Source organism: Streptomyces sp. HD, assembly GCF_028369295.1.
Taxonomy (GTDB): domain Bacteria; phylum Actinomycetota; class Actinomycetes; order Streptomycetales; family Streptomycetaceae; genus Streptomyces.
In genome coordinates this window covers 1-21959 of sequence record NZ_JAQMYP010000031.1, presented here as the reverse complement: position 1 = coordinate 21959, position 21959 = coordinate 1, and the positions used below count along the sequence as shown (strand labels likewise).

Here is a 21959-nt window from a genome sequence, read left to right as displayed (position 1 = left end):
CACCGACCGGAGGTCTCCCCCGTGCCCGCGCCCAGCACCACCGCCCCCGTCCGCAAGGTCCTCGGACGGCTGTCCCTGCCCGAGCGGACCTTCGTCGCGGACGCGCTGCGCACCGAGACCGTCGGCGGTGTCCTGCTGCTGCTCGCCGCGATCACCGCACTGATCTGGGCGAACGTACCCGCGCTGCACGACAGTTACGAGACCGTCGGCCACTTCCACCTCGGCCCCGAGGCCCTCGGGCTGAACCTGTCCGTCGAGCACTGGGCCGCCGACGGACTCCTCGCGATCTTCTTCTTCGTCGCCGGGATCGAGCTCAAGCGCGAGCTGGTCGCCGGCGATCTCAAGGACCCCAAGGCCGCCGCGCTGCCGGTCGTCGCCGCGCTGTGCGGCATGGCGGTGCCCGCGCTCGTCTACACGCTGACCAATGCCACCGGAGACGGATCGTCGGCCGGCTGGGCGGTTCCGACCGCCACGGACATCGCCTTCGCACTGGCCGTGCTCGCCGTCATCGGTACCTCCCTGCCCAGCGCCCTGCGCGCCTTCCTGCTCACGCTCGCCGTCGTGGACGACCTGTTCGCGATCATGATCATCGCGATCTTCTTCACCGAGCAGATCGATTTCGCCGCGCTCGGCGGCGCCGTCGTCGGCCTGATCGTGTTCTGGCTGCTGCTGAGGAAGGGCGTACGCGGGTGGTACGTGTATGTGCCGCTCGCCCTCGTGATCTGGGGGCTGATGTTCAACAGCGGCGTCCACGCCACCATCGCGGGCGTGGCGATGGGGCTCATGCTGCGCTGCACGCGCCGCGAGGACGAGCCGCACTCCCCCGGCGAGCGCATCGAGCACCTCGTACGCCCCCTGTCGGCGGGGCTCGCCGTCCCGCTGTTCGCGCTGTTCAGCGCAGGTGTGACCATCTCCGGCGGCGCGCTCGGCGATGTGTTCACCCAGCCGGAGACGCTGGGCGTCGTCCTCGGGCTGGTCGTCGGCAAGACGCTCGGCATCTTCGGCGGAACCTGGCTGACGGCACGTTTCACCAGGGCCTCGCTCAGCGACGACCTGGAATGGGCCGACGTGTTCGCCGTCGCGACCCTCGCGGGCATCGGCTTCACCGTCTCGCTGCTCATCGGCGAGCTCGCCTTCGCGGGTGACGCCGCGCTGACCGACGAGGTGAAGGCGGCCGTACTCGTGGGCTCCCTCGCCGCGGCGACCCTGGCGACGGTGCTGCTGAAGATACGCAACGCCAAGTACCGCAGGATGGTCGACGACGAGGAGCGCGACGAGGACGCGGACGGCATTCCGGACATCTACGAGCAGGACATGCCGGAGTACCACCTGCGGCTGGCCGCGATCTACGAGCGCAAGGCCGCCGAGCACCGCCGTATCGCCGAGGAGAAGGCCGCCGCACGCCACGCGCTTGCCGAAGTGGCGGGCGGGGCAGGCGACGAGGAGCACCGTCGGGCATGATCTGACGGGACGGTACAAAAGACGGAACCGTACGCAGTCAGGCAGAAGACGGATCCGTACACGACGAGGGAGACCGCGATGAGCGCACCCGACGGCAGCCCGGTCGGCGCCGAACGCAGCATCGGCCAGCTGTTCGCCTCGGCGACGACCGAGATGTCGGCGCTGGTGCATGACGAGATCGCACTGGCGAAGGCGCAGCTCAAGCAGGACGTCAAGCGCGGCGCGACAAGCGGCGGCGCGTTCACGGCGGCCGGCGTGCTGCTGGTGTTCTCGCTGCCGATGCTGAACTTCGCCCTCGCGTACGGCATTCGGACCTGGAGCGACTGGAATCTCGCGATCTGCTTCCTGCTGTCCTTCGCGGCGAACGTCCTCGTCGCCGTCGTCCTTGCGCTGATCGGCGTCGCCTTCGCGAAGAAGGCCAAGAAGAGCAAGGGCCCGCAGAAGGTCGCCGCCTCGATGAAGGAGACGGCGGGTGTTCTGCAGAACGCCAAGCCGCACCCGCGCCCGGTCACGCAGCCGGAGTTGCAGGACCGGGCGCCCGCGGCCATCGAGGCTGTGGCACGCTCGTCGTCATGACGGATCCCGCCACCCCTTCGGCGCAACCTGCCTCGGTCGTACGACCGGACGGTCCCTGGACACACAGGGACGTGGCCGCCAATGGTGCGCGCTTCCACATCGCGGAGATGGGCGACGGTCCGCTGGTCCTGCTGCTGCACGGCTTCCCGCAGTTCTGGTGGGCCTGGCGGCACCAGCTCGTCGCCCTCGCCGACGCGGGCTTCCGGGCCGTCGCGATGGACCTGAGGGGGGTCGGCGGCAGCGACCGTACGCCGCGTGGTTACGACCCGGCCAACCTCGCGCTCGACATCACCGGCGTGGTCCGCTCGCTCGGCGAGCCCGACGCCGCGCTGGTCGGCCACGATCTGGGCGGATATCTGGCGTGGACGGCGGCCGTGATGCGCCCCAAGCTGGTCCGACGGCTCGCGGTCTCCTCCATGCCGCACCCCCGGCGCTGGCGTTCGGCGATGCTCTCGGACGTCAAGCAGACGAATGCGAGTTCCTACATCTGGGGGTTTCAGCGGCCCTGGATTCCCGAGCGGCAACTGACGGCCGACGACGGGGCGCTCGTGGGCCGGCTGATCCGGGACTGGTCGGGCCCGCGCCTGCCGGACGACGACACGGTGGAGACGTACCGCCGCGCGATCTGCATCCCGTCGACGGCGCACTGCTCGATCGAGCCGTACCGCTGGATGGTGCGCTCGCTGGCCCGCCCGGACGGCATCCAGTTCAACCGCCGGATGAAGCGGCCGGTGCGCGTCCCCACGCTGCATCTGCACGGCTCGCTCGACCCCGTCATGCGCACGCGCAGCGCCGCCGGTTCGGGCGAGTACGTCGAAGCGCCGTACCGCTGGCGGCTGTTCGACGGCCTCGGCCACTTCCCGCACGAGGAAGATCCGGTCGCTTTCTCGACCGAACTGATCAACTGGCTGAAAGACCCCGAACCCGATCGGTGACCGCGCCGATGCGCCCGGTATCCGGAACTGAACACCTGTCCTACGAACAGCCAATTGCCCGGCGCATAGGCCAATTGGGGGCCCTGAGGGCGGTTATCGACCTTGGGGCAGGGGCAGACGTCGGGGTATGGGCTGGACGCACGACTACAGTGACGCAGCACGCAACCGCCGCTCGGCCAACGGCCTGAGCTCCCACCAGCGAGGCAGCGCCCCGCAGATGGCGGGTCCCGACCTTCGGGTGGGCATTCCGCGCATTCTGCGCCGCCGTGCCCGCTGGGTCTCGGTACGCCTGCGCCACCCGCGCGGCTGACCGGCCGCGGCCTCTCCACGACCGGGCTCAGCCCTCACCCGACCGGACGCAGTTCCCGGCCGGTCCCACGGACCTAGAGCGCGCAGCTGTCGCTGTCCACCTGCTGGTTGGCGGTACGGCCCTTGGCGATGTCCTGCTGGATCTCGTCAGCGGTGAGCGCGTAGCCGGTCTTGGCGTCGTCGAGGGACTTGGCGAAGACCACGCCGTACACCTTGCCGTCGGGCGTCAGCAGCGGGCCGCCGGAGTTGCCCTGGCGGACGGTCGCGTACAGCGAGTAGACGTCACGGCGCACCGTGCCGCGGTGGTAGATGTCCGGCCCGTTGGCAGGCAGGCGTCCACGCACGCGTGCGGGGCGCACGTCGTACGACCCGTTCTCCGGGAAGCCCGCGATGATCGCGCTGTCGCCGCTCTCGGCGTCGGTGGCCGTGAACTGCAGCGCGGGCGCGCGCATGTCCGGTACGTCGAGTACGGCGATGTCGCGCTCCCAGTCGTAGAGGACGACCGTCGCGTCGTACTTCCTGCCCTCACCGCCTATCTGGACGGTGGGTTCGTCGACGCCTCCGACGACATGCGCGTTGGTCATGACACGGCGGTCGGCGAAGACGAAGCCGGTGCCCTCCAGGACCTTGCCGCAACTCGTCGCCGTGCCCATGACCTTGACGATGGAGCGCTGCGCGCGGGTCGCCACCGGGCTGCCCGCGAGCGCCGGGTCGGGCGGCTGGACCTCGTTGATGGGCTCGTTCGAGAACGGGCTGAAGACCTGTGGGAAGCCGTTCTGCGCCAGCACGGAGGAGAAGTCCGCGAACCAGGTGTCCGCCTGGTCGGGCAGCGCCCGCGAGACGCCGAGCAACACCTTGGAGTTACGGACCTCTTTGCCGAGCGTCGGCAGCGTCGTCCCCGCGAGGGCGGAGCCGATCAGCCAGGCGACGAGGAGCATCGCGACGACGTTGACGAGGGCGCCGCCGGTGGCGTCCAGGGCGCGGGCCGGGGACCAGGTGATGTACCGGCGCAGCTTGTTGCCGAGGTGGGTGGTCAGGGCCTGGCCGACGGAGGCGCAGACGATGACGACAACGACCGCGACGACGGCGGCGGTCGTGCTCACCTCGGCGTTGTCGGTGAGCGCGTCCCAGATGACCGGGAGCAGGTACACGGCCACGAGGCCGCCGCCGAGGAAACCGATCACCGACAGGATGCCGACGACGAAGCCCTGGCGATAACCCACGATCGCGAACCACACGGCGGCGACCAGCAACAGGATGTCCAGCACGTTCACTGCTTCAGGCTCCGCCTCTTCACTTGCCGATCACGCCCGGTCAGCCCGGGGCCCGGCTCGCCGCGCAGCGGCATTCGGGCACGGCAGCCCCCGGGAAAACACAGCACGGCAGACACCCTGTCATGACCGCCAGTCCAGCGGGACCTGCTTCCCCCGGTCCCAGGGCTGCTCCCAGCCCGAGAAGTGGAGCAGGCGGTCGATGATTCCGGCCGTGAAACCCCACACCAGGGCCGATTCGACCAGAAATGCCGGGCCTCGGTGGCCGCTGGGGTGGACGGTCGTGGCTCGGTTGTCCGGATTCGTGAGATCCGCCACGGGGACGGTGAACACCCGGGCCGTTTCGTTCGGATCGACGACATCGACCGGGCTCGGCTCGCGCCACCAGCCCAGCACGGGCGAGACGACGAAGCCGCTCACCGGGATGTACAACTTCGGCAGCACACCGAAGAGCTGGACTCCTCCAGGATCGAGCCCGGTCTCCTCCTCGGCCTCGCGCAGAGCCGCCCGCAACGGCCCGTCGGCCTGCGGGTCACCGTCCTCGGGGTCGAGGGCACCGCCGGGAAAGGACGGCTGTCCGGCATGCGACCGCAGCGAACTGGCCCGCTCCATGAGCAGCAGCTCGGGCCCCCGCTCGCCCTCGCCGAAGAGAATCAGCACGGCGGACTGGCGCCCCGCGCCGTCCTCCGGCGGAAGGAACCGGCTCAGCTGCACCGGCTCCACGGTCTCCACCACCCGCACCACCGGAGCCAGCCAGTCCGGCAGCCCGTCCTTGCTGACCGTCACCGACCCGTCCTGCGTCTCACTCGCCCGCGTCATCGCCACCCCTATCGCCCTGCCGAGTCCAACGCCTGACGGCACCGAGATCGTTCCGACCCGATGGAGCGAGGGCACGCAGGCGCCCCGACCCGCCCAGTGCGCCCCGTCATCCGGCCCCCAGTGGAGGAGCAGCCTTGCCCCCCGCGTCCAGATAGGCCTGCGGCGGCCTGAGCCGCTGCCCCGGGAAGCCGCCCTTCTCGTACTTCAGCAGCTTCTTGGCCTTCTCGGGGTCGGTCTCGCCCTCGCCGTACGCCGGGCACAGGGGCGCTATGGGGCAGGCGCCGCACGCGGGCTTGCGGGCGTGGCAGATGCGCCGGCCGTGCCAGATCACATGGTGCGACAGATCCGTCCAGTCGCTCTTCGGGAACAGCGTCCCGATCTCGGCCTCGATCTTGTCCGGATCCGTCTGCTCGGTCCACTGCCAGCGCCGCACCAGCCGCTGGAAGTGCGTGTCCACGGTGATGCCGGGCCGCCCGAAGGCATTGCCGAGCACGACGAAGGCCGTCTTACGGCCCACACCCGGCAGTTTCACCAGCTCTTCGAGCCGCCCCGGGACCTCACCGCCGTAGTCCTCCACGAGCGCCTTGGACAGTCCCATGACCGACTTGGTCTTGGCCCGGAAGAACCCGCAGGGCCGCAGGATCTCCTCGACCTCCTCAGGATTGGCGGCGGCCAGGTCCTCGGGGGTCGGGTACTTGGCGAAGAGCGCGGGGGTCGTCTGATTGACGCGCAGGTCGGTGGTCTGGGCGGACAGCACCGTGGCGACCACGAGCTGGAACGGGTTGTCGAAGTCCAGCTCGGGATGGGCGTAGGGATAGACCTCGGCGAGCTCACGGTTAATACGCCGCGCACGCCGGACGAGGGCAGTACGGGACTCGGCCTTCTTCACGGCCGCCTTCTTCACGGCCGCCTTCTTCACAGGCGCCTTCTTCACGGCCGCCTTCTTCACAGGCGCGGCCTTCTTGTTCACCGGCGCGGCCTTCTTGGCAGTCGCACCCGCCCTCGAAGTCGCAGCTTTCTTCACGGCCGCTTTCTCGCCACCGGCCGCCACTTCATCCGGCGCCTTTTTCGCCACTTTTGCCGTTTTCCTTCCGCCACCAGGGTCCTGTTCGCCCACAGCGGAATCGCGACTTGCAGCCACCCGCCCAGCCCCCTTGGCCTGTGCTCTCACCGGCGATTTGGACACCCGGCCAGCCTAAAGCCCGGCACCGACATCCGCCCCGGACCCTGAAGATCGGCCCCCAATTGGACCCCTGCCGCTTACCTCGGGACACCTGTGCGGCATCCTTGTGACAGATCACACTGTTTGGACGGTCCGGCAAAATGGGGAGCACGGTCCCCTGGTACCAAGGGGGAGCAAGATCCCCTGAGCAGGTCGACAAGGAGAGAACTCGTGGACGACGTTCTGCGGCGCAATCCGCTCTTCGCGGCTCTCGACGACGAGCAGTCCGCGGAACTGCGCGCCTCCATGAGTGAGGTGACCCTCGCACGTGGCGACTCCCTGTTCCACGAGGGCGACCCGGGCGACCGGCTCTACGTCGTCACCGAGGGCAAGGTAAAGCTTCACCGCACGTCTCCCGACGGCCGCGAGAACATGCTCGCCGTCGTCGGCCCCGGAGAGCTCATCGGCGAGCTGTCCCTCTTCGACCCGGGCCCGCGCACGGCGACCGCCACCGCGCTGACCGAGGTCAAGCTGCTGGGCCTGGGCCACGGCGACCTCCAGCCCTGGCTGAACGCCCGCCCCGAGGTGGCCACCGCCCTGCTGCGCGCCGTGGCCCGCCGCCTGCGCCGCACCAACGACGCGATGTCCGACCTGGTCTTCTCGGACGTCCCCGGCCGCGTGGCCCGCGCACTCCTGGACCTCTCCCGCCGCTTCGGCGTGCAGTCCGAGGAGGGCATCCACGTCGTCCACGACCTCACGCAGGAGGAGCTGGCCCAGCTGGTCGGCGCATCCCGCGAGACGGTCAACAAGGCCCTCGCCGACTTCGCCCAGCGAGGCTGGCTGCGCCTGGAGGCCCGCGCGGTGATCCTCCTGGACGTGGAGCGCCTGGCGAAGCGATCGCGATAGACACCGCCGTACGACGAGGCCCCGTCTCACTGCGAGACGGGGCCTCGTCGCATTTGCTCCTTGCGAGGCACGGCCCCGCAGCCGCCCACGGCGGGAAGGGGACGTGCCGGGGGGTGTCCGCCCGCAGTGGTCGGCGTCAACACGCGGCACCTCCTGGCCCAAGGTGACCGCCGATCCGAGGACGGACACCCCCGGCGCGGCCCCGACCCACAACGCAACCCAAGGCGCCGCGCACGCCCCCACCGGAGAGCAACGGGCCGCCGTAGGCGTGGACGCGCACCCCCACCACCCGCATCCCGGCCCAACCGCCGGAGGCAAAGGGCACCCCCTCGAACATCCGCGCACCAAGAGATAGCCTCCGCCCATGGCAAACGGGCAGTGGTACCCACCGGAGTGGCCGGACCGCATCCGCGCACTCGCGGAAGGAAGCCTGACCCCCGTCACCCCGAAGCAGGCGGCCACCGTCATGCTGCTCAAGGACACCCGCACCGGCCCCACCGTGCACATGCTGCGCCGCCGAGCCTCCATGGCATTCGCCGGCGGGGCGTACGCCTACCCGGGCGGCGGCGTGGACCCGCGCGACGAGCACCCGGTCCGCTGGGCGGGCCCCACGCGCGCGTGGTGGGCGCAACGGCTCAACGTCGACGAGGCGGCGGCACAGGCGATCGTCTGCGCGGCGGTACGGGAGACATACGAGGAGGCAGGCGTCCTGCTCGCAGGGCCCACCGACGACTCGGTCGTAGGCGACACCACGGGCGAGGACTGGGAGACGGACCGCGCCGCACTGGTCGCCCGGGAACTGTCGTTCGCCGAGTTCCTGGACCGCCGAGGACTGGCCCTGCGCTCCGACCTCCTGGGCGCCTGGACCCGCTGGATCACCCCGGAGTTCGAGCCCCGCCGCTACGACACCTGGTTCTTCGTCGCCGCCCTCCCGGAGGGACAGCGCACCCGCAACGCCTCCACGGAGGCCGACCGCACGGTGTGGATCCGCCCCACGGACGCCGCGGCCTCGTACGACAAGGGCGAACTGCTGATGATGCCGCCCACCATCGCGACCCTGCGCCAGCTGACGCCGTACGACAGCGCCACCGAGGCCCTCGCCGCAGCCCCCGACCGCGACCTGACCCCCGTCCTGGCACAGGCCCGCCTGGAGGACGGCGAGATCGTGCTCTCCTGGCCGGGCCACGACGAGTTCACCAAGCACATCCCGACGGGCGGAACCGCCGCATGACCGCCCCCACAGCACCGCCAGTGCCCACACGGCTCGCAACCCGCACCGCCCCCAACGCCCCCACAGCGCCCCCAGCCCTGGAAGGCCCCCTCGCATGACGGACGCAGCAGCCCTACCCGGCCAGCCGCGAGGCGGGGTCCTCACCGGCCCCGCCACCCCCCGCGCCGTCAACGTCCTCGCGCCCAACCCCTCCGCGATGACTCTGGACGGCACCAACACCTGGATCGTCGCCGAGCCGGACTCCGACCTCGCCGTCGTGATCGACCCCGGCCCACTGGACGAGGGGCACCTGCGAAACGTCGTCGCGACGGCCGAGAGCTCCGGCAGACGCGTCGCCCTGACCCTGCTCACCCACGGCCACCCGGACCACGCCGAGGGCGCCGCACGCTTCGCCGAACTCACCGGCACACACGTGCGTGCCCTCGACCCGGCACTACGGCTCGGCGACGAGGGGCTCGGCGCCGGGGACGTGATCACCGTCGGCGGCCTGGAGCTGCGCGTCGTACCGACACCCGGCCACACCGCCGACTCGCTCTGTTTCCACCTCCCGGCCGACCGCGCCGTCGTGACCGGCGACACGATCCTGGGCCGCGGCACGACGGTCGTGGCGCACCCCGACGGCCGCCTGGGCGACTACCTGGACTCGCTACGGCGCCTGCGGTCGCTCACGGTCGACGACGGCGTGCACACCGTCCTCCCGGGCCACGGCCCCGTCCTGGAGGACGCCCAGGGCGCCGTCGAGTTCTACCTCGCCCACCGCGCCCACCGTCTGGCCCAGGTCGAGACGGCGGTCGAGGACGGCTACCGCCTGCCGACCGAGGTCGTGGCCCACGTCTACGCCGACGTGGACCGCTCCCTGTGGCCGGCGGCCGAACTGTCGGTACGGGCACAGATGGACTATCTGGAGGAGCACGGGCTCATCTAGCCGTCGGCGGACCGAGCCGGGAGCGTCCATCGAGGCCCCCTCACTCCCAGCCGAGGCGCGGGATGGTCGGCCACCGCACACGACGGCCGACCAGAACCCCACCGCGCCGCCACCACTACACGGCACCCGCGCTCCACCGCCGAAGGCCTACGCCCCCGTCAGCTCCACCTGAACCTCGACCTCGACCGGCGCGTCCAACGGCAGCACAGCCACGCCCACCGCACTACGCGCGTGCACGCCCTTGTCGCCCAGGACCTCCGCGAAGAGCTCGCTCGCGCCGTTGATGACACCCGGCTGCCCGGTGAAGTCGGACGCCGACGCCACGAACCCCACGACCTTCACCACGCGCGCGACGCGGTCCAGGTCGCCCGCCACCGACTTCACGGCCGCGAGGGCGTTCAGGGCGCAGATACGGGCGAGTTCCTTGGCCTCCTCGGCGGTGACCTCCGCGCCCACCTTGCCGGTGACCGGGAGCTTGCCCTCCACCATGGGGAGCTGGCCGGCGGTGTAGACGTACACGCCGGACTGGACGGCCGGCTGGTACGCGGCCAGCGGAGGCACGACCTCCGGGAGCGTCAGGCCCAGCTCGGCGAGCCTCGCCTCGACGGCGCTCATGCCTGCCGCTCCCGCTTCAGGTAGGCCACGAGCTGCTCGGGGTTGTTCGGCCCGGGCACGACCTGGACGAGCTCCCAGCCGTCCTCGCCCCAGGTGTCCAGAATCTGCTTCGTGGCGTGGACGAGCAGAGGCACGGTTGCGTATTCCCACTTGGTCATGTGGCCGACTTTATCCGTTGGCCACAAGCCGCCACGCGGCCGACCGCACTCAAGTTATCCACAGGCCGCCGCGTGGTCGGCGCACCGACTGGTTAGGCTCGAAGACGTGAGCAGGCTCCAGGTCGTCAGCGGCAAGGGCGGGACCGGAAAGACCACGGTCGCCGCCGCGCTCGCGCTCGCCCTCGCCACCGAGGGGAAGCGGACGCTTCTCGTCGAGGTCGAGGGCAGGCAGGGCATCGCGCAGCTCTTCGAAACAGAGGCGCTGCCTTATGAGGAGCGGAAGATCGCCGTCGCTCCAGGGGGCGGGGAGGTGTACGCCCTCGCCATAGACCCCGAACTGGCCCTTCTGGACTACCTCCAGATGTTCTACAAGATGGGCGGTGCCGGCCGGGCCCTGAAGAAGCTCGGCGCCATCGACTTCGCCACCACCATCGCGCCGGGCCTGCGTGACGTACTCCTCACCGGCAAGGCCTGTGAGGCGGTACGGCGCAAGGACAAGGCCGGTCGGTTCATCTACGACTACGTCGTCATGGACGCACCGCCCACCGGGCGCATCACCCGCTTCCTGAACGTGAACGACGAGGTGGCCGGCCTCGCCAGGATCGGGCCGATACACAATCAGGCGCAGGCCGTGATGCGGGTGCTGAAGTCGGCGGAGACGGCCGTGCATCTGGTGACGCTGCTGGAGGAGATGCCCGTCCAGGAGACCGTGGACGGGATCGCCGAGCTGCGGTCGGCGCGGCTGCCGGTGGGGCGGATCATCGTGAACATGGTGCGGCCCGAGGTGTTGGACGCCGCAGACCTGGAACTCGTACGCAGTGTCCCGCGCGCGGCCGTGGCCAAGGCGCTCTCCTCGGCCGGGCTGGGCGGGGCACGGCGCGGTGGCAACGCGGAACGGCTGGTGGACCCGCTGCTGACGCAGGCCGACGAGTACGCCGAGCGGCATGCGCTGGAGCACGAGCAGCGGGCGGTCCTGGGCGAGTTGGGGCTGTCCGTGCACGAACTGCCGTTGCTGGCCGAGGGCATGGACCTGGCGGGCCTGTACGAACTCGCGGGCGAGCTGCGGGAACAGGGCCTGTCATGAGTCCGTTCACAAGTCGGGAGCCGTACGCGGTACGTCGGAAGCAGGGGATGTCATGAGTCGTCCGGAACCGACCCAGGCGCACGACGCGGCCCGCCAGGCCCATCACCTCTCCCCCGCGCGTGCCCTCGACCTCGATCCGCTGCTCGACGACCCGAAGACGCGGATCGTGGTGTGCTGCGGCTCGGGCGGGGTGGGCAAGACGACCACCGCGGCCGCCCTGGGGCTGCGCGCCGCCGAGCGGGGGCGCAAGGTCGTCGTGCTGACCATCGACCCGGCCCGCCGGCTCGCCCAGTCCATGGGCATCGACTCGCTGGACAACACCCCGCGCCGGGTGAAGGGCGTGGAGGGCGACGGCGAGCTGCACGCGATGATGCTCGACATGAAGCGCACCTTCGACGAGATCGTCGAGGCGCACGCGGACCCCGAGCGGGCCACCGCGATCCTGGGCAACCCCTTCTACCAGTCGCTCTCGGCGGGCTTCGCGGGCACGCAGGAGTACATGGCGATGGAGAAGCTGGGCCAGCTGCGGGCCAAGGACGAGTGGGACCTCATCGTCGTGGACACCCCGCCGTCCCGCTCGGCGCTGGACTTCCTGGACGCGCCCAAGCGGCTCGGTTCCTTCCTCGACGGCAAGCTGATCCGCGTCCTGCTGGCCCCGGCGAAGGTCGGCGGCCGTGCGGGGATGAAGTTCCTGAACGTCGGCATGTCGATGATGACCGGGGCGCTCGGCAAGCTGCTCGGCGGGCAGCTGCTGAAGGACGTTCAGACCTTCGTGGCCGCGATGGACTCGATGTTCGGGGGCTTTCGTACACGCGCGGACGCCACCTACAAGCTGCTCCAGGCGCCCGGGACGGCGTTCCTGGTCGTCGCGGCACCGGAGCGGGACGCGCTGCGGGAGGCCGCCTACTTCGTGGAGCGGCTGGCCGCCGAGGACATGCCGCTCGCGGGCCTGGTGCTCAACCGGGTCCACGGCAGCGGCGCCGACCGGCTGTCGGCCGAGCGGGCGCTCGCCGCCGCGGAAAATCTTGAAGAGCCCCGCATTGTGGATCAGGAGGGCGGGAAAGCTGGACTTCGTAACTCCCCCGACACGTACGGCAGTTCAGAATCGGCCGCTTCCGATGCACCGGCTCCTGACGCAGGCTCCCCCGCCCCCCAGGACGCCGCCGAGGACATGGAGCGATCCGCAGCCATGGACGGGCCGCAGCCCGTCGCCCCGCATGTGGAGCGGTCCGTCGACCAGCTCGCCGCGGGGCTGTTGAGGCTGCACTCCGAGCGCATGCAGCTGCTCTCCCGCGAGCAGCGCACGCGTGACCGCTTCACCGCACTCCACCCCGAGGTGGCCGTGGCCGAAGTGGCCGCGCTGCCCGGCGATGTGCATGACCTCGTGGGACTGCGGGACATCGGAAACCGACTCGCGGCGCATCGGCCGGAGCTGCCCGATCCCGCGGCCGACGCCTGAGGGAGTCCTCTCGGGCCCGCCCGAGGGCAGACCCTGTCCGCGATGTGCGGGGAGACCTCGTGGGCCTCCTCAGCTCACCGCTGCGTAGTTCTCGTACACCTCGTCATCATCGAGCGGCAGGATGCCCGCCCCGCGCTCGTACTCCGTACGTGCCGTCTCCAGCAGCCGGCGCCACGAGGTGACGGTCGGCCGCCTGCGCAGCAGGGCGCGGCGCTCGCGCTCCGTCATGCCTCCCCACACGCCGAACTCGACGCGGTTGTCGAGCGCGTCGGCCAGGCACTCCGTGCGCACCGGGCATCCGGTGCACACCGCCTTGGCCCTGTTCTGCGCTGCTCCCTGAACGAACAGTTCATCCGGATCGGTAGTGCGGCAGGCCGCCTGCGCACTCCAGTCGACTACCCAGCCCATACCGGCGCCGTCCTCTCCCGAATCGAGGCTCCCCCACGGCGGCAGCGGCATATTCACCGCCGCCAGTTGAGGACGTTACGGAAGGTGGGCACAGCGCAACACCCCCTTCGGGCCCAATCTTGAATGGCCCGAACGGACTATGCGTAAGCGGCAGATCACCCGGGGGAGTGAGCTGGCGACATGCGTGACCTTCCCGGCAAACCGGGACAGTTCTATTGAGTCACAACGGACGCCGGATGACACACAAGGCGGATTCGGGCACGTGCCCACCAAAAAAAGTGAGCAACATCCGAAACGATTCGGGGTCGCCGGACGTATTGATACGTGGCCGCACTGCCGTGACAGTTGAGAGCAGCTTAGGCCAAGGCCTGCGCGCCTGTCCGGCGAATGGGCTGCATCCATCATGCGAGCTCCGCGGGCTGGCAGATGGCCGACTTTGCCGTGCCATGGCCTACGTCACGACGTGGGTCACAGCTCATGTCATCCCGCGAGCCCATGACCCAGGTCACCGCGCCGGACCATGCTCACGCACGATCGGCCCTCGGATCGCTCATCTCTACGGTTTAGGCTGCCCTCATGCCAAAGAAGCGCTCGGGCGGTGGTCTGTCGCCAACGCAGCAGGCCGCCAAGTTCCTCGGTGTCAGTGTGCTCGCGGGAGCCGTGCTGGCGGGTATCGCCCTGCCGGCGGTCGGCGCGTTGGGGCTCGCGGCCAAGGGATCGGTGGAGAGTTTCGACGAACTCCCGGCCAACCTGAAGACCCCGCCGCTGAGCCAGCGCACCACGATCCTGGACGCCAAGGGCGGCACCATCGCCACGGTCTACTCACGTGACCGCACGGTGGTCGACCTCAAGGACATCTCGCCGTACATGCAGCAGGCGATCGTCGCGATCGAGGACGCCCGCTTCTACCAGCACGGCGCGGTCGACCTGAAGGGCGTCCTGCGCGCCCTCAACCGCAACGCGCGCAGCGGCGGTGTCTCCGAGGGCGCGTCCACCCTCACGCAGCAGTACGTGAAGAACGTCTTCGTGGAGGAGGCCGGCGACGACCCGACGAAGGTCGCGCAGGCCACCCAGCAGACCATCGGCCGCAAGATCAAGGAGCTGAAGTACGCGATCCAGGTGGAGGAGGAGCTCGGCAAGAAGAAGATCCTTGAGAACTACCTGAACATCACGTTCTTCGGCCAGCAGGCGTACGGCGTCGAGGCCGCCGCCCAGCGCTACTTCTCCAAGTCCGCCAAGAACCTCAAGGTCCAGGAGGCGGCCCTCCTCGCCGGTATCGTCCAGTCGCCCAGCCGGTACGACCCGATCAACGACGAGGCCGAGGCCACCAAGCGGCGCAACATCGTCCTGCAGCGGATGGCCGACCTCGGCGACATCTCCCAGGCGGAGGCCGACAAGGCCAAGGAGACACCACTGGGCCTGAAGGTGAAGAAGCCCAGGAACGGCTGCATCACCGCGGTCAAGGGCGCCAGCTTCTTCTGCAAGTACGTCGAGAAGGTCATCCTCAGCGACCCGGTCTTCGGCAAGAACCGCGAGGCCCGCGCCAAGGTCTGGAACCAGGGCGGTCTGACCGTCACGACGACGCTCGACCCGCAGGCCCAGGAGTCGGTCCAGACCTCGCTCAAGAGCCACGTCTACAGGTCGGACAAGGTCGCGGCCGCGACCACTCTGGTCGAGCCCGGCACCGGCAAGATCCTCGGCATGGGCCAGTCGAAGCCGTACGGCTCCGGCAAGAACGAGACCGAGCTCAACTACTCGGTCGACGCGGCGTACGGCGGCTCCAACTACGGCTTCCCGACCGGTTCGACGTTCAAGCCGTTCCTCGCGGCGGCCGCGCTGGAGGAGGGCCGGCCGCCGACGCAGGAGTACTCCGCGCCGTACGAGATGCCGTATCCGCAGACCGTGCGGGGCTGTGAGAAGGCCTGGGTCAACGACAGCAATTACAAGCTGGAGAACGAGGACGAGTCCGAGGTCGGTCCCTACCGGCTGAAGCAGGCCATGGCGAAGTCGGTCAACACGTACTTCGTGCAGATGCTTGAGGACATCGGCATGTGCCCGGTCGTCAACATCACCGACAAGCTCCAGGTCCGCCAGGGCAACGGCGACAAGATCCCCGAGGTGCCGTCGTCGCTGACCCTCGGCTCGACCGGCATCTCGCCGCTCACCATGGCGGGCGCGTACGCCGCCTTCGCCTCGCGCGGCATGTACTGCACGCCGGTCGCCATCGAGTCGGTCACGCAGAAGGTCGGCGGCAAGCAGAAGTCGCTGGAGGTGCCGAAGTCGACGTGTTCCCGGGCGATGTCCGAGCAGACCGCCGACACCATCAACAACCTGCTGCGCGGCGTGGTCGACTCCGGTACGGGCAGGCAGGCGGGTCTCACCGACCGGGAGAGCGCCGGCAAGACGGGTACGACGGACGAACGCCGCAACGCCTGGTTCGTCGGCTACACGCCGAACCTCTCCGGCGCCGTCTGGGTCGGCAGCGCCACCCAGGCGGTGATGATGCGGAAGATCACGATCGGCGGCGAGTACCACGAGTTGGTCTACGGCGGTGAGGTCCCCGGCCCGATCTGGAAGGACGCCATGTCCGGCGCCCTCGCGGGCAAGCCGGCCGACAAGTTCAACTTCATCGACATCCCGGACGGCGACAAGGACAAGGACAAGGACGAGAACGGCCGCGGGAACGGCAACCAGAACGGTGGCAACGACGGGGACAACGGCGACAACCTCATCGGTGGCCTGGTCGGCGGCGGCAACACCGGCGGCGCGGACGGCGGCACGTTCCCGACCCCGACGTTCTCCCTCCCGGAGGGCTGGTGGCAGGGCCAGACCAATGGGAACGGCAACGGGGGGAGGGGCTGAGCGGCTGATCGCGCTCGGCAACGTACCCAGCGGATTGCCCAGCAGGTGACACGAGGAGGGGCCCGGCATGTGCCGGGCCCCTCCTGTGTGCGGGGCGACTTCACCCGCCGTGGCTCACGCGCACGGCTCCCCGTGCCTCAGGCGTCGACGACGTTGCTGTAGTTGCTGGCGCGCGTGGCGCCGTTCTTGGACGCCCAGATGTGCACCCGGACCGGTGTGCCTTCGGCGACGCTTCTGTCGCACTTGGTCGCGCCCGTGGTGGAGGTGTCGTCGAAGCAGACCCCGCCGGTGTTGTGCCAGTTGCCGGACGAGTCCTTGTACTGCAGCTGGGCACGGGTCGCCCAGCCGTCCGCCTGCATGTCCTCCGACCACAGCACCTCGCCGAGGGGCTCAAGGGTGCCGTTTCCGCCGGCGTACGTCGGGCCGTCCCAGTTGTGCCACCAGCTGACGGTCGCCAGCCCGGACGCGGCGGCCGGGCCGGTGCCCACGGTGGTCACGAGCCCGAAGGCGGCGGCACCGACGGCGGCGGCAATCAGTGGTCGCTTGATGCTCAGCTTCATGGAGAACCCTCTCTTCAGAAGAATGCGAATTCGCCGGACAAAACCCTCTGTCGCCCCAATAGGAGGGACAGGAATTTCCCGGTGACCCATAAGCGTGATGAATTACGGCAGTCATACTCTTGACGCCAGTAACCCCAACTGTTGAGCTCGCGCTTCCAGCGCGACCCACCCCTTCACGCCACTGACAATGTCTCCCGAGTACGCGAAGGAGAGGAGGGTTCAGGAGTCGGTGCCGACGAACCGCGTGCAGTCCGTGTTGCCGGTGCTCTTCTCGGTCGCGCAGGCGCGCACCATGTATCCCTTGCCGCCGACCATGTTGGTCCAGTCGTGCTGGCCGTTCTTGATGGTCACGGTCCGGCGGGTGATCAGCTTCGTGCGGTCCGGATTCCACTTCTCGACCGAGATCGTGGCCGCCCACTTCGAGTCCCCGGTACGGGCCCAGCCGGCCCAGCACTTGTTGCTCCAGCGCAGTTCGTAGTCGGTACGGCCGCCGTTGTCCGAGTAGACCTCGCCCACCAGGACGGTGTGCCCGTCGGCGTCGCAGCCCATGGAGACGGGCCCCTTGTTCTCACAGCCCGTGTCGTGACAACCCGCCGCGAATGCGCTGCCGGCCAGCGGAATCATCGTGAAGACGGTCGCGGCGGCCGGAACCAGCGCGAGCCGGGTGAGGGATCTCTTGCTGAGAGCACGCTTCATTTCATTTCCCCCTTGCTTCGGGCCGGTCAAGGACCCGATTACTTCAGGCCTGGTCGAGGACCTGAGAAAAACGTGGCAACAGAAACGAGCCTGCGGTCGCGCGAAAACGCGCACAGGTCACCCGTAGAAAGAATGCGCAAATCGGAATGGTAAGCCCCGTATCCCCGTACCCCCGCCACGCCTGCACCACGCGCAACATGACGCCACGACCTTACCGTCCGGAACGCGCCACCACAATGGAAATTAGAACGAGAGAGCGATCGTCACATCCGGCGAGGCGTCCGCATTCCGAACGCACAAAGGAGGGCACCCTGGTCTCAGGATGCCCTCCCAGGGCCGACGAGAGTCTCGGCCGACTGGCGTCTCGCCCGACCGGCGCCTCGCTCGACCGGCGCCTCAGCCGGCGAGCAGCTTCTTCACCGCGGCGGCGACCCGGCCGCCCTCCGCCTGACCCGCCACCTTCGGGTTCACGATCTTCATGACGGCACCCATGGCCCGCGGCCCCTCGGCGCCGGCCGCCTTGGCCTCCTCGACGGCCTGGGCGACGATCTGGTTCAGCTCGTCGTCGCTGAGCTGCTTCGGCAGGTACGCGGCGAGGACCTCGCCCTCCGCCTTCTCCCGCTCGGCCTGCTCGGCACGACCACCCTGCGCGAACGCGTCGGCAGCCTCACGACGCTTCTTCGCCTCGCGGGTGATCACCTTCTGCACCTCGTCGTCGGAGAGCTCGCGCTTCTCCTTGCCCGCGACCTCCTCCTTGGTGATCGCGGCGAGCGTCAGCCGGAGCGTCGAGGAGCGGAGCTCGTCGCGCTCCTTGATCGCGGCGTTGAGGTCTTCCTGCAGCTTCGACTTGAGCGTGGTCATGGGGTCGATTGTCGCAGGTGCAGGGAGCGGAACGCCCGTTGATTTCAAGGGACCTGCGCGAAGGGGCCGTACCGGAGGCGGAGGAGGACGACAGAGGACGACAGAGGACGGCCCCTGTGGGGGGACCAAGGGGAGCCAGGGGTTGCCGGGCACAGGGCGCTCCCCCGGTCTGACACGATGGTCGTATGCGCGCGCGATACGGAGTACCCCTCGGAATCACGGCGGTGGGCGCCGCCGGTCTTCTCTACTCGGCTGGTTTCGAAGCCCGTTTCTTCCGCCTCCGACGGGTGACGGTCCCCGTCCTGCCCGCGGGCATGCGCCCGCTGCGCGTGCTCCAGGTCTCCGACATCCACATGGTCAGCGGCCAGCGCAAGAAGCAGCGCTGGCTGCGCTCACTGGCGGGCCTGCGCCCCGACTTCGTGATCAACACGGGCGACAACCTGTCGGACCCGGAGGGCGTGCCGGAGGTGCTGGACGCGCTGGGCCCGTTGATGGAGTTCCCCGGCGCGTACGTCTTCGGCTCGAACGACTACTACGGCCCCAAGCCGCGCAACCCCGCCCGCTATCTGCTGGAGAAGGTCCAGGGCCGCCACGGCCTGAACGGCAACCCGCCCGCCGTCGGCGTGATCCACAACCCGTGGACGGACCTGCGCGACGGCTTCGACACCGCGGGCTGGGTCAACCTGACGAACACCCGCGGGACCCTGAAGATCGAGGGCATGTCGGTCGAGCTCACCGGCCTGGACGACCCGCACATCAAGAGGGACCGCTACGAGCAGGTGTCCGGCGGCCCGTCGGGCACGGCCGACTTCGCGATGGGCGTGGTGCACGCGCCGTACCTGCGCGTCCTGGACGCGTACACGGCCGACGACTACCCCCTGGTCCTGGCCGGCCACACCCACGGCGGTCAGATCTGCGTCCCCTTCTACGGCGCCCTCGTCACCAACTGCGACCTGGACACGGACCGCGTCAAGGGACTGTCCACGCATACGGCGGAGGGGCGTACGTCGTACCTGCATGTCTCGGCGGGCTGCGGAGCCAACCGATACACACCGTTCCGGTTCGCCTGCCCGCCTGAGGCGACGTTGCTGACGTTGGTGGGGCGGGAGTAGCGGGAGAGGACAGCCGAGCGGGGAAGCCCGACGTCAGGCAGGACCGCTCGGCTGCCCGGCTGCCCGGCTGCGGCTGCTCGGCTGCTCGGCTGCTCGGCTGCTCGGCTGCTCGGCTGCTCGGCTGCTCGGCTGCTCGGCTGCTCGGCTGCTCGGCTGCTCGGCTGCTCGGCCTAACGAAGCGCGGGAACTTGGGCGATCTACGGGCCTACGCGTAACCCGTACGGATTACCCGTATCGCTCGTTTTGCCCTATCTGCTTAGCGTGAGGGCATGACAGCCCCGATACCCAGGGACATCCCGGACCTCCCCGCGATACCGGGCATCCCCACGCTGCTGCCCTCCCACGTCCCCGCCACGGCGGTGATGAACCCCACGCGCCGCCCCTGGGCCGCCGCGTACCGCCTACTGGTGGCCCTGGGCGCGACCGCGGCAGTGGCGGTCGAGGTGACCTTCGGCGGCCCACTGCGCACCCTGAGCCACTTCGCGATCCAGAGCAACATCCTGCTGGCCCTGGTCCTCACCCTCGCGGCCCGCCGCGCCCGGACGGCCCGCCGTCCCCTGCCGTCGGCCCTGACGGGCGCCACGCTGCTCTACGTCGTGGTCACGGGGATCGTCTACCACCTGCTGCTGGCAAACCAGGCGAGCCCCTTCGGACTCCCCGGCGTCCTCACGGGCGAGGCCACCGCCCCGACGGGCTGGCACGCGATCACCAACCAGATCCTGCACACGGTGACACCCGTCGCGGCCGTACTGGACTGGCTGCTCCTGACAGCCCCCGGCCAGCTGCGGCTACGGCAGGCGGCGACATGGCTGCTCTACCCCCTCACCTACCTGGCGTTCAGCCTCGTCCGAGGCGAGTTCCTCCCCGGCTCACCGGGCCGCTACCTCTATCCGTTCCTCGACGTGGACCGGCACGGCTACAAGAGCGTCCTGGGCAACGCCCTTCTCATCGGCCTCGGCATCTACGCCCTGGCCATCCTCCTCGTGGCCCTCGACCACGCCCGCCCCAACCCGATCCGCCGCCGCGTCCTTCGCCGCACCAAAACCGGATTTCGTCTCCAGCCACCAGTGGGCTAAAGTAAACGTCGTCGCCGCGACAAGCAGTGACATCGGGGTGTAGCGCAGCTTGGCAGCGCGCTTCGTTCGGGACGAAGAGGTCGTGGGTTCAAATCCCGCCACCCCGACAGTGAAACACCAGGTCAGGGGCCTGATCCACCAAGTGGATCAGGCCCCTGACGGGTTTCTGGAGATCGTTTGGGAGAAATCTGGGAGAAGATCTTGCTCGGCTTCTCCCAGGGGATGACTGGTGGGGCCGTCAGAAGTACGGCGGCTGAGGGCAGTCGGACCTGCGCGTTCGCGAATCCAGCCCCGCAGTCGGCCGGGAACACCATGCCCGCCCGCCTCAACCGCCCTGAGGATCACGACACCTGGCAAGCCATCACTCAGCGCGTCCCCACGACCACGCCCGAGCACTCGCCCAGCGCGTGCGAGCGATGCCGAGTGTGCGCCCCAATCTGCAGACCCTCAAGGTGATCGAGCGCCTCGGGACAGCAGACGGCTGGCGCGAACGCTTCTCGCATGTTCGGCCTCTCGTGGCCCCGTTCCTGTGCTCCATAAGGCGGGACCAAGAGGTGCGGGGCACACCGTTGTGTCTCGGTGAAATGCCTGCTCACGAGCGCGTCCCGGACCTCGGAGCGGCGTAGAGTGAAAGCACCGGGAGTACTTCGCACACCGGCCGCCACGTCGGTGTTGTTCCCGGCGAGCAACAACACCGGCCTCCAGCAGGAGGCTCGGGGACAGGTCCGTGTCATGACCGCGACCATCGAACCTACGATCATCAAAGAGCGCCTGCCTTCGGCGTCGGCCCGGCTGTCCCTGGCCCCGACCGGCTCGGGTCCAGGTCTCCTGGACGGTGCCTGGTGGCCCCGCTCCCGTGATCTCCTCCGGGAGATCCCCACTCTGACGGACGCGCTGGACGCGTGCTGGGGCCGGATCACCCACGTCACCGTGAACCCGGCCCACTGGCCCGTCATCCCGCGTAAGGTCCCCGTCACGGGGCACACCGTGCATGTCGGCTGGTTCGCCGACGAGCAGGACCCGAACAAAGTGATCCTCCTCTCCTACACGGTGGGCCGCCTGGACCTACTGGTGATCCCTCCGGAGACGGAGCCGGCCGCCACCGCCCGGCTGATGGCAGCAGCAACCGTGCCGGGAGGCATCCGCACGGCCAGCGGTCTGATAGCCGACGAGGCCATGAGCCACGACGCGGCGGAGGCTCGGAGCCGGGAAGAGGAGTGGGAGACCGACGGCGGAGCCGCTTCGGCGGCCGGAGCCTCGATCGGGATCTTGAGTTCCGCCCTGGGGAGGTGAGGATGTGGAGACAGCCGTCACCGTCGCCGTGATCATCTTCGTCATCATCGTGGGAATGTTCCTGATCCACCGGCTCAATGCGCAGCATGACGAGAGGATCGGAGCGTTCCGCTACAGCGACGCCCTTCCGGGAATCGGTCGGCGGAACCGTAAGAGCCCACGTGCGACCGCGCCGAAGGA

General features: G+C 69.4%; 22 protein-coding genes and 1 tRNA gene. 14 read left to right on the top strand and 9 right to left on the bottom strand.

Annotation, left to right across the window (positions count from 1 at the left end; translation table 11 throughout):
• The first annotated feature begins 21 nt into the window (after positions 1-21).
• From nhaA to POF73_RS27720, 4 genes are all read left to right on the top strand, one after another.
• Positions 22-1461 (top strand): Na+/H+ antiporter NhaA, encoded by a 1440-nt coding sequence (gene nhaA, locus POF73_RS27735; RefSeq protein ID WP_272120813.1) that lies wholly within the window; start codon positions 22-24, stop codon positions 1459-1461.
• Between the two features lie 78 nt (positions 1462-1539).
• A complete protein-coding gene (locus POF73_RS27730) occupies positions 1540-2037 on the top strand; it encodes a phage holin family protein (protein WP_272120811.1) in 498 nt (165 codons plus the stop codon).
• Complete coding sequence (locus tag POF73_RS27725) at positions 2034-2972, top strand: alpha/beta fold hydrolase (RefSeq protein WP_272120809.1); 939 nt, start codon at positions 2034-2036, stop codon at positions 2970-2972. Before POF73_RS27730 ends, POF73_RS27725 begins: the two co-directional genes overlap by 4 nt.
• A 127-nt stretch (positions 2973-3099) precedes the next feature.
• Entirely contained in the window at positions 3100-3282 is a 183-nt protein-coding gene (locus POF73_RS27720) for a hypothetical protein (protein ID WP_272120807.1), read from the top strand.
• Positions 3283-3355: 73 nt separating this feature from the next.
• Here the strand turns inward: POF73_RS27720 and POF73_RS27715 are convergent, their stop codons facing one another.
• From POF73_RS27715 to nth, 3 genes are all read right to left on the bottom strand, one after another.
• Positions 3356-4555 carry a MarP family serine protease gene (locus tag POF73_RS27715; RefSeq protein WP_272120805.1) on the bottom strand — a complete coding sequence of 400 codons (1200 nt, stop codon included), beginning with the start codon at positions 4553-4555 and terminating at the stop codon, positions 3356-3358.
• Between the two features lie 120 nt (positions 4556-4675).
• Complete coding sequence (locus tag POF73_RS27710) at positions 4676-5371, bottom strand: NUDIX hydrolase (RefSeq protein ID WP_272120802.1); 696 nt, start codon at positions 5369-5371, stop codon at positions 4676-4678.
• Positions 5372-5477: 106 nt separating this feature from the next.
• Positions 5478-6446 (bottom strand): endonuclease III, encoded by a 969-nt coding sequence (gene nth, locus POF73_RS27705; RefSeq protein WP_272120800.1) that lies wholly within the window; start codon positions 6444-6446, stop codon positions 5478-5480.
• A 318-nt stretch (positions 6447-6764) separates the two neighbouring features.
• Here nth and POF73_RS27700 point away from each other — a divergent pair, with 318 nt between their 5' ends.
• The 3 genes from POF73_RS27700 (at position 6765) to POF73_RS27690 (ending at position 9595) form a co-directional block, all read left to right on the top strand.
• On the top strand, positions 6765-7439 hold the full coding sequence (locus POF73_RS27700) for a Crp/Fnr family transcriptional regulator (protein WP_015658871.1): 675 nt from the start codon (positions 6765-6767) through the stop codon (positions 7437-7439).
• Between the two features lie 364 nt (positions 7440-7803).
• Positions 7804-8670 (top strand): NUDIX hydrolase, encoded by an 867-nt coding sequence (locus POF73_RS27695; RefSeq protein ID WP_272120792.1) that lies wholly within the window; start codon positions 7804-7806, stop codon positions 8668-8670.
• Positions 8671-8764: 94 nt separating this feature from the next.
• Positions 8765-9595 (top strand): MBL fold metallo-hydrolase, encoded by an 831-nt coding sequence (locus tag POF73_RS27690; protein WP_272120789.1) that lies wholly within the window; start codon positions 8765-8767, stop codon positions 9593-9595.
• Between the two features lie 147 nt (positions 9596-9742).
• On the opposite strand, the gene POF73_RS27685 is transcribed toward POF73_RS27690, so the two are convergent.
• Positions 9743-10210, bottom strand: coding sequence for a RidA family protein (locus POF73_RS27685; RefSeq protein ID WP_272120786.1), 468 nt, complete (start codon positions 10208-10210; stop codon positions 9743-9745).
• On the bottom strand, positions 10207-10368 hold the full coding sequence (locus POF73_RS27680; RefSeq protein WP_010986011.1) for a DUF4177 domain-containing protein: 162 nt from the start codon (positions 10366-10368) through the stop codon (positions 10207-10209). The genes POF73_RS27685 and POF73_RS27680 overlap by 4 nt, the downstream gene beginning before the upstream one ends.
• 106 nt (positions 10369-10474) lie before the next feature.
• Here POF73_RS27680 and POF73_RS27675 point away from each other — a divergent pair, with 106 nt between their 5' ends.
• Positions 10475-11452 carry an ArsA family ATPase gene (locus POF73_RS27675; RefSeq protein WP_272120780.1) on the top strand — a complete coding sequence of 326 codons (978 nt, stop codon included), beginning with the start codon at positions 10475-10477 and terminating at the stop codon, positions 11450-11452.
• Positions 11453-11504: 52 nt separating this feature from the next.
• A complete protein-coding gene (locus POF73_RS27670) occupies positions 11505-12911 on the top strand; it encodes an ArsA family ATPase (RefSeq protein WP_272120778.1) in 1407 nt (468 codons plus the stop codon).
• A gap of 69 nt (positions 12912-12980) precedes the next feature.
• On the opposite strand, the gene wblA is transcribed toward POF73_RS27670, so the two are convergent.
• A complete protein-coding gene (gene wblA / locus POF73_RS27665) occupies positions 12981-13319 on the bottom strand; it encodes a transcriptional regulator WblA (protein ID WP_062697668.1) in 339 nt (112 codons plus the stop codon).
• Between the two features lie 576 nt (positions 13320-13895).
• Here wblA and POF73_RS27660 point away from each other — a divergent pair.
• Positions 13896-16181 (top strand): transglycosylase domain-containing protein, encoded by a 2286-nt coding sequence (locus POF73_RS27660; protein WP_272120774.1) that lies wholly within the window; start codon positions 13896-13898, stop codon positions 16179-16181.
• 137 nt (positions 16182-16318) lie between these two features.
• Here POF73_RS27660 and POF73_RS27655 read toward each other — a convergent pair whose 3' ends face one another.
• From POF73_RS27655 to POF73_RS27645, 3 genes are all read right to left on the bottom strand, one after another.
• Positions 16319-16741 (bottom strand): hypothetical protein, encoded by a 423-nt coding sequence (locus POF73_RS27655; protein ID WP_272120772.1) that lies wholly within the window; start codon positions 16739-16741, stop codon positions 16319-16321.
• A gap of 219 nt (positions 16742-16960) precedes the next feature.
• Positions 16961-17437 (bottom strand): DUF2690 domain-containing protein, encoded by a 477-nt coding sequence (locus tag POF73_RS27650; RefSeq protein WP_272120770.1) that lies wholly within the window; start codon positions 17435-17437, stop codon positions 16961-16963.
• A 396-nt stretch (positions 17438-17833) separates the two neighbouring features.
• Positions 17834-18298: a GatB/YqeY domain-containing protein gene (locus POF73_RS27645; protein WP_031482673.1), complete on the bottom strand. Its 465-nt coding sequence runs from the start codon at positions 18296-18298 to the stop codon at positions 17834-17836.
• A 185-nt stretch (positions 18299-18483) separates the two neighbouring features.
• On the opposite strand from POF73_RS27645, the gene POF73_RS27640 reads away from it, so the two are divergent.
• The 4 genes from POF73_RS27640 to POF73_RS27625 all read left to right on the top strand — a co-directional run bounded on the left by POF73_RS27640 (position 18484) and on the right by POF73_RS27625 (position 21779).
• Positions 18484-19410 (top strand): metallophosphoesterase, encoded by a 927-nt coding sequence (locus POF73_RS27640; protein ID WP_272120766.1) that lies wholly within the window; start codon positions 18484-18486, stop codon positions 19408-19410.
• 269 nt (positions 19411-19679) lie between these two features.
• A complete protein-coding gene (locus POF73_RS27635; protein WP_272120764.1) occupies positions 19680-20486 on the top strand; it encodes a Pr6Pr family membrane protein in 807 nt (268 codons plus the stop codon).
• A 33-nt stretch (positions 20487-20519) separates the two neighbouring features.
• Positions 20520-20593: transfer RNA gene (locus POF73_RS27630), tRNA-Pro, on the top strand.
• Positions 20594-21218: 625 nt separating this feature from the next.
• Positions 21219-21779 carry a DUF5994 family protein gene (locus POF73_RS27625; protein ID WP_272120762.1) on the top strand — a complete coding sequence of 187 codons (561 nt, stop codon included), beginning with the start codon at positions 21219-21221 and terminating at the stop codon, positions 21777-21779.
• The last annotated feature ends 180 nt before the right edge of the window (positions 21780-21959 follow it).

Excerpts from the sequence above, each read along its gene's own strand:
- POF73_RS27695 (WP_272120792.1), top strand. The coding sequence starts at position 7,804 with ATGGCAAACGGGCAGTGGTACCCACCGGAGTGGCCGGACCGCATCCGC.
- POF73_RS27625 (WP_272120762.1), top strand. The coding sequence starts at position 21,219 with ATGACCGCGACCATCGAACCTACGATCATCAAAGAGCGCCTGCCTTCG.
- POF73_RS27650 (WP_272120770.1), bottom strand. The coding sequence starts at position 17,437 with ATGAAGCGTGCTCTCAGCAAGAGATCCCTCACCCGGCTCGCGCTGGTT.
- POF73_RS27685 (WP_272120786.1), bottom strand. The coding sequence starts at position 10,210 with ATGAGCGCCGTCGAGGCGAGGCTCGCCGAGCTGGGCCTGACGCTCCCG.
- POF73_RS27725 (WP_272120809.1), top strand. The coding sequence starts at position 2,034 with ATGACGGATCCCGCCACCCCTTCGGCGCAACCTGCCTCGGTCGTACGA.
- POF73_RS27710 (WP_272120802.1), bottom strand. The coding sequence starts at position 5,371 with ATGACGCGGGCGAGTGAGACGCAGGACGGGTCGGTGACGGTCAGCAAG.
- POF73_RS27640 (WP_272120766.1), top strand. The coding sequence starts at position 18,484 with ATGCGCGCGCGATACGGAGTACCCCTCGGAATCACGGCGGTGGGCGCC.
- POF73_RS27670 (WP_272120778.1), top strand. The coding sequence starts at position 11,505 with ATGAGTCGTCCGGAACCGACCCAGGCGCACGACGCGGCCCGCCAGGCC.
- POF73_RS27720 (WP_272120807.1), top strand. The coding sequence starts at position 3,100 with ATGGGCTGGACGCACGACTACAGTGACGCAGCACGCAACCGCCGCTCG.
- POF73_RS27680 (WP_010986011.1), bottom strand. The coding sequence starts at position 10,368 with ATGACCAAGTGGGAATACGCAACCGTGCCTCTGCTCGTCCACGCCACG.
- POF73_RS27660 (WP_272120774.1), top strand. The coding sequence starts at position 13,896 with ATGCCAAAGAAGCGCTCGGGCGGTGGTCTGTCGCCAACGCAGCAGGCC.
- POF73_RS27690 (WP_272120789.1), top strand. The coding sequence starts at position 8,765 with ATGACGGACGCAGCAGCCCTACCCGGCCAGCCGCGAGGCGGGGTCCTC.
- POF73_RS27635 (WP_272120764.1), top strand. The coding sequence starts at position 19,680 with ATGACAGCCCCGATACCCAGGGACATCCCGGACCTCCCCGCGATACCG.
- wblA (WP_062697668.1), bottom strand. The coding sequence starts at position 13,319 with ATGGGCTGGGTAGTCGACTGGAGTGCGCAGGCGGCCTGCCGCACTACC.
- POF73_RS27730 (WP_272120811.1), top strand. The coding sequence starts at position 1,540 with ATGAGCGCACCCGACGGCAGCCCGGTCGGCGCCGAACGCAGCATCGGC.
- POF73_RS27645 (WP_031482673.1), bottom strand. The coding sequence starts at position 18,298 with ATGACCACGCTCAAGTCGAAGCTGCAGGAAGACCTCAACGCCGCGATC.
- POF73_RS27655 (WP_272120772.1), bottom strand. The coding sequence starts at position 16,741 with ATGAAGCTGAGCATCAAGCGACCACTGATTGCCGCCGCCGTCGGTGCC.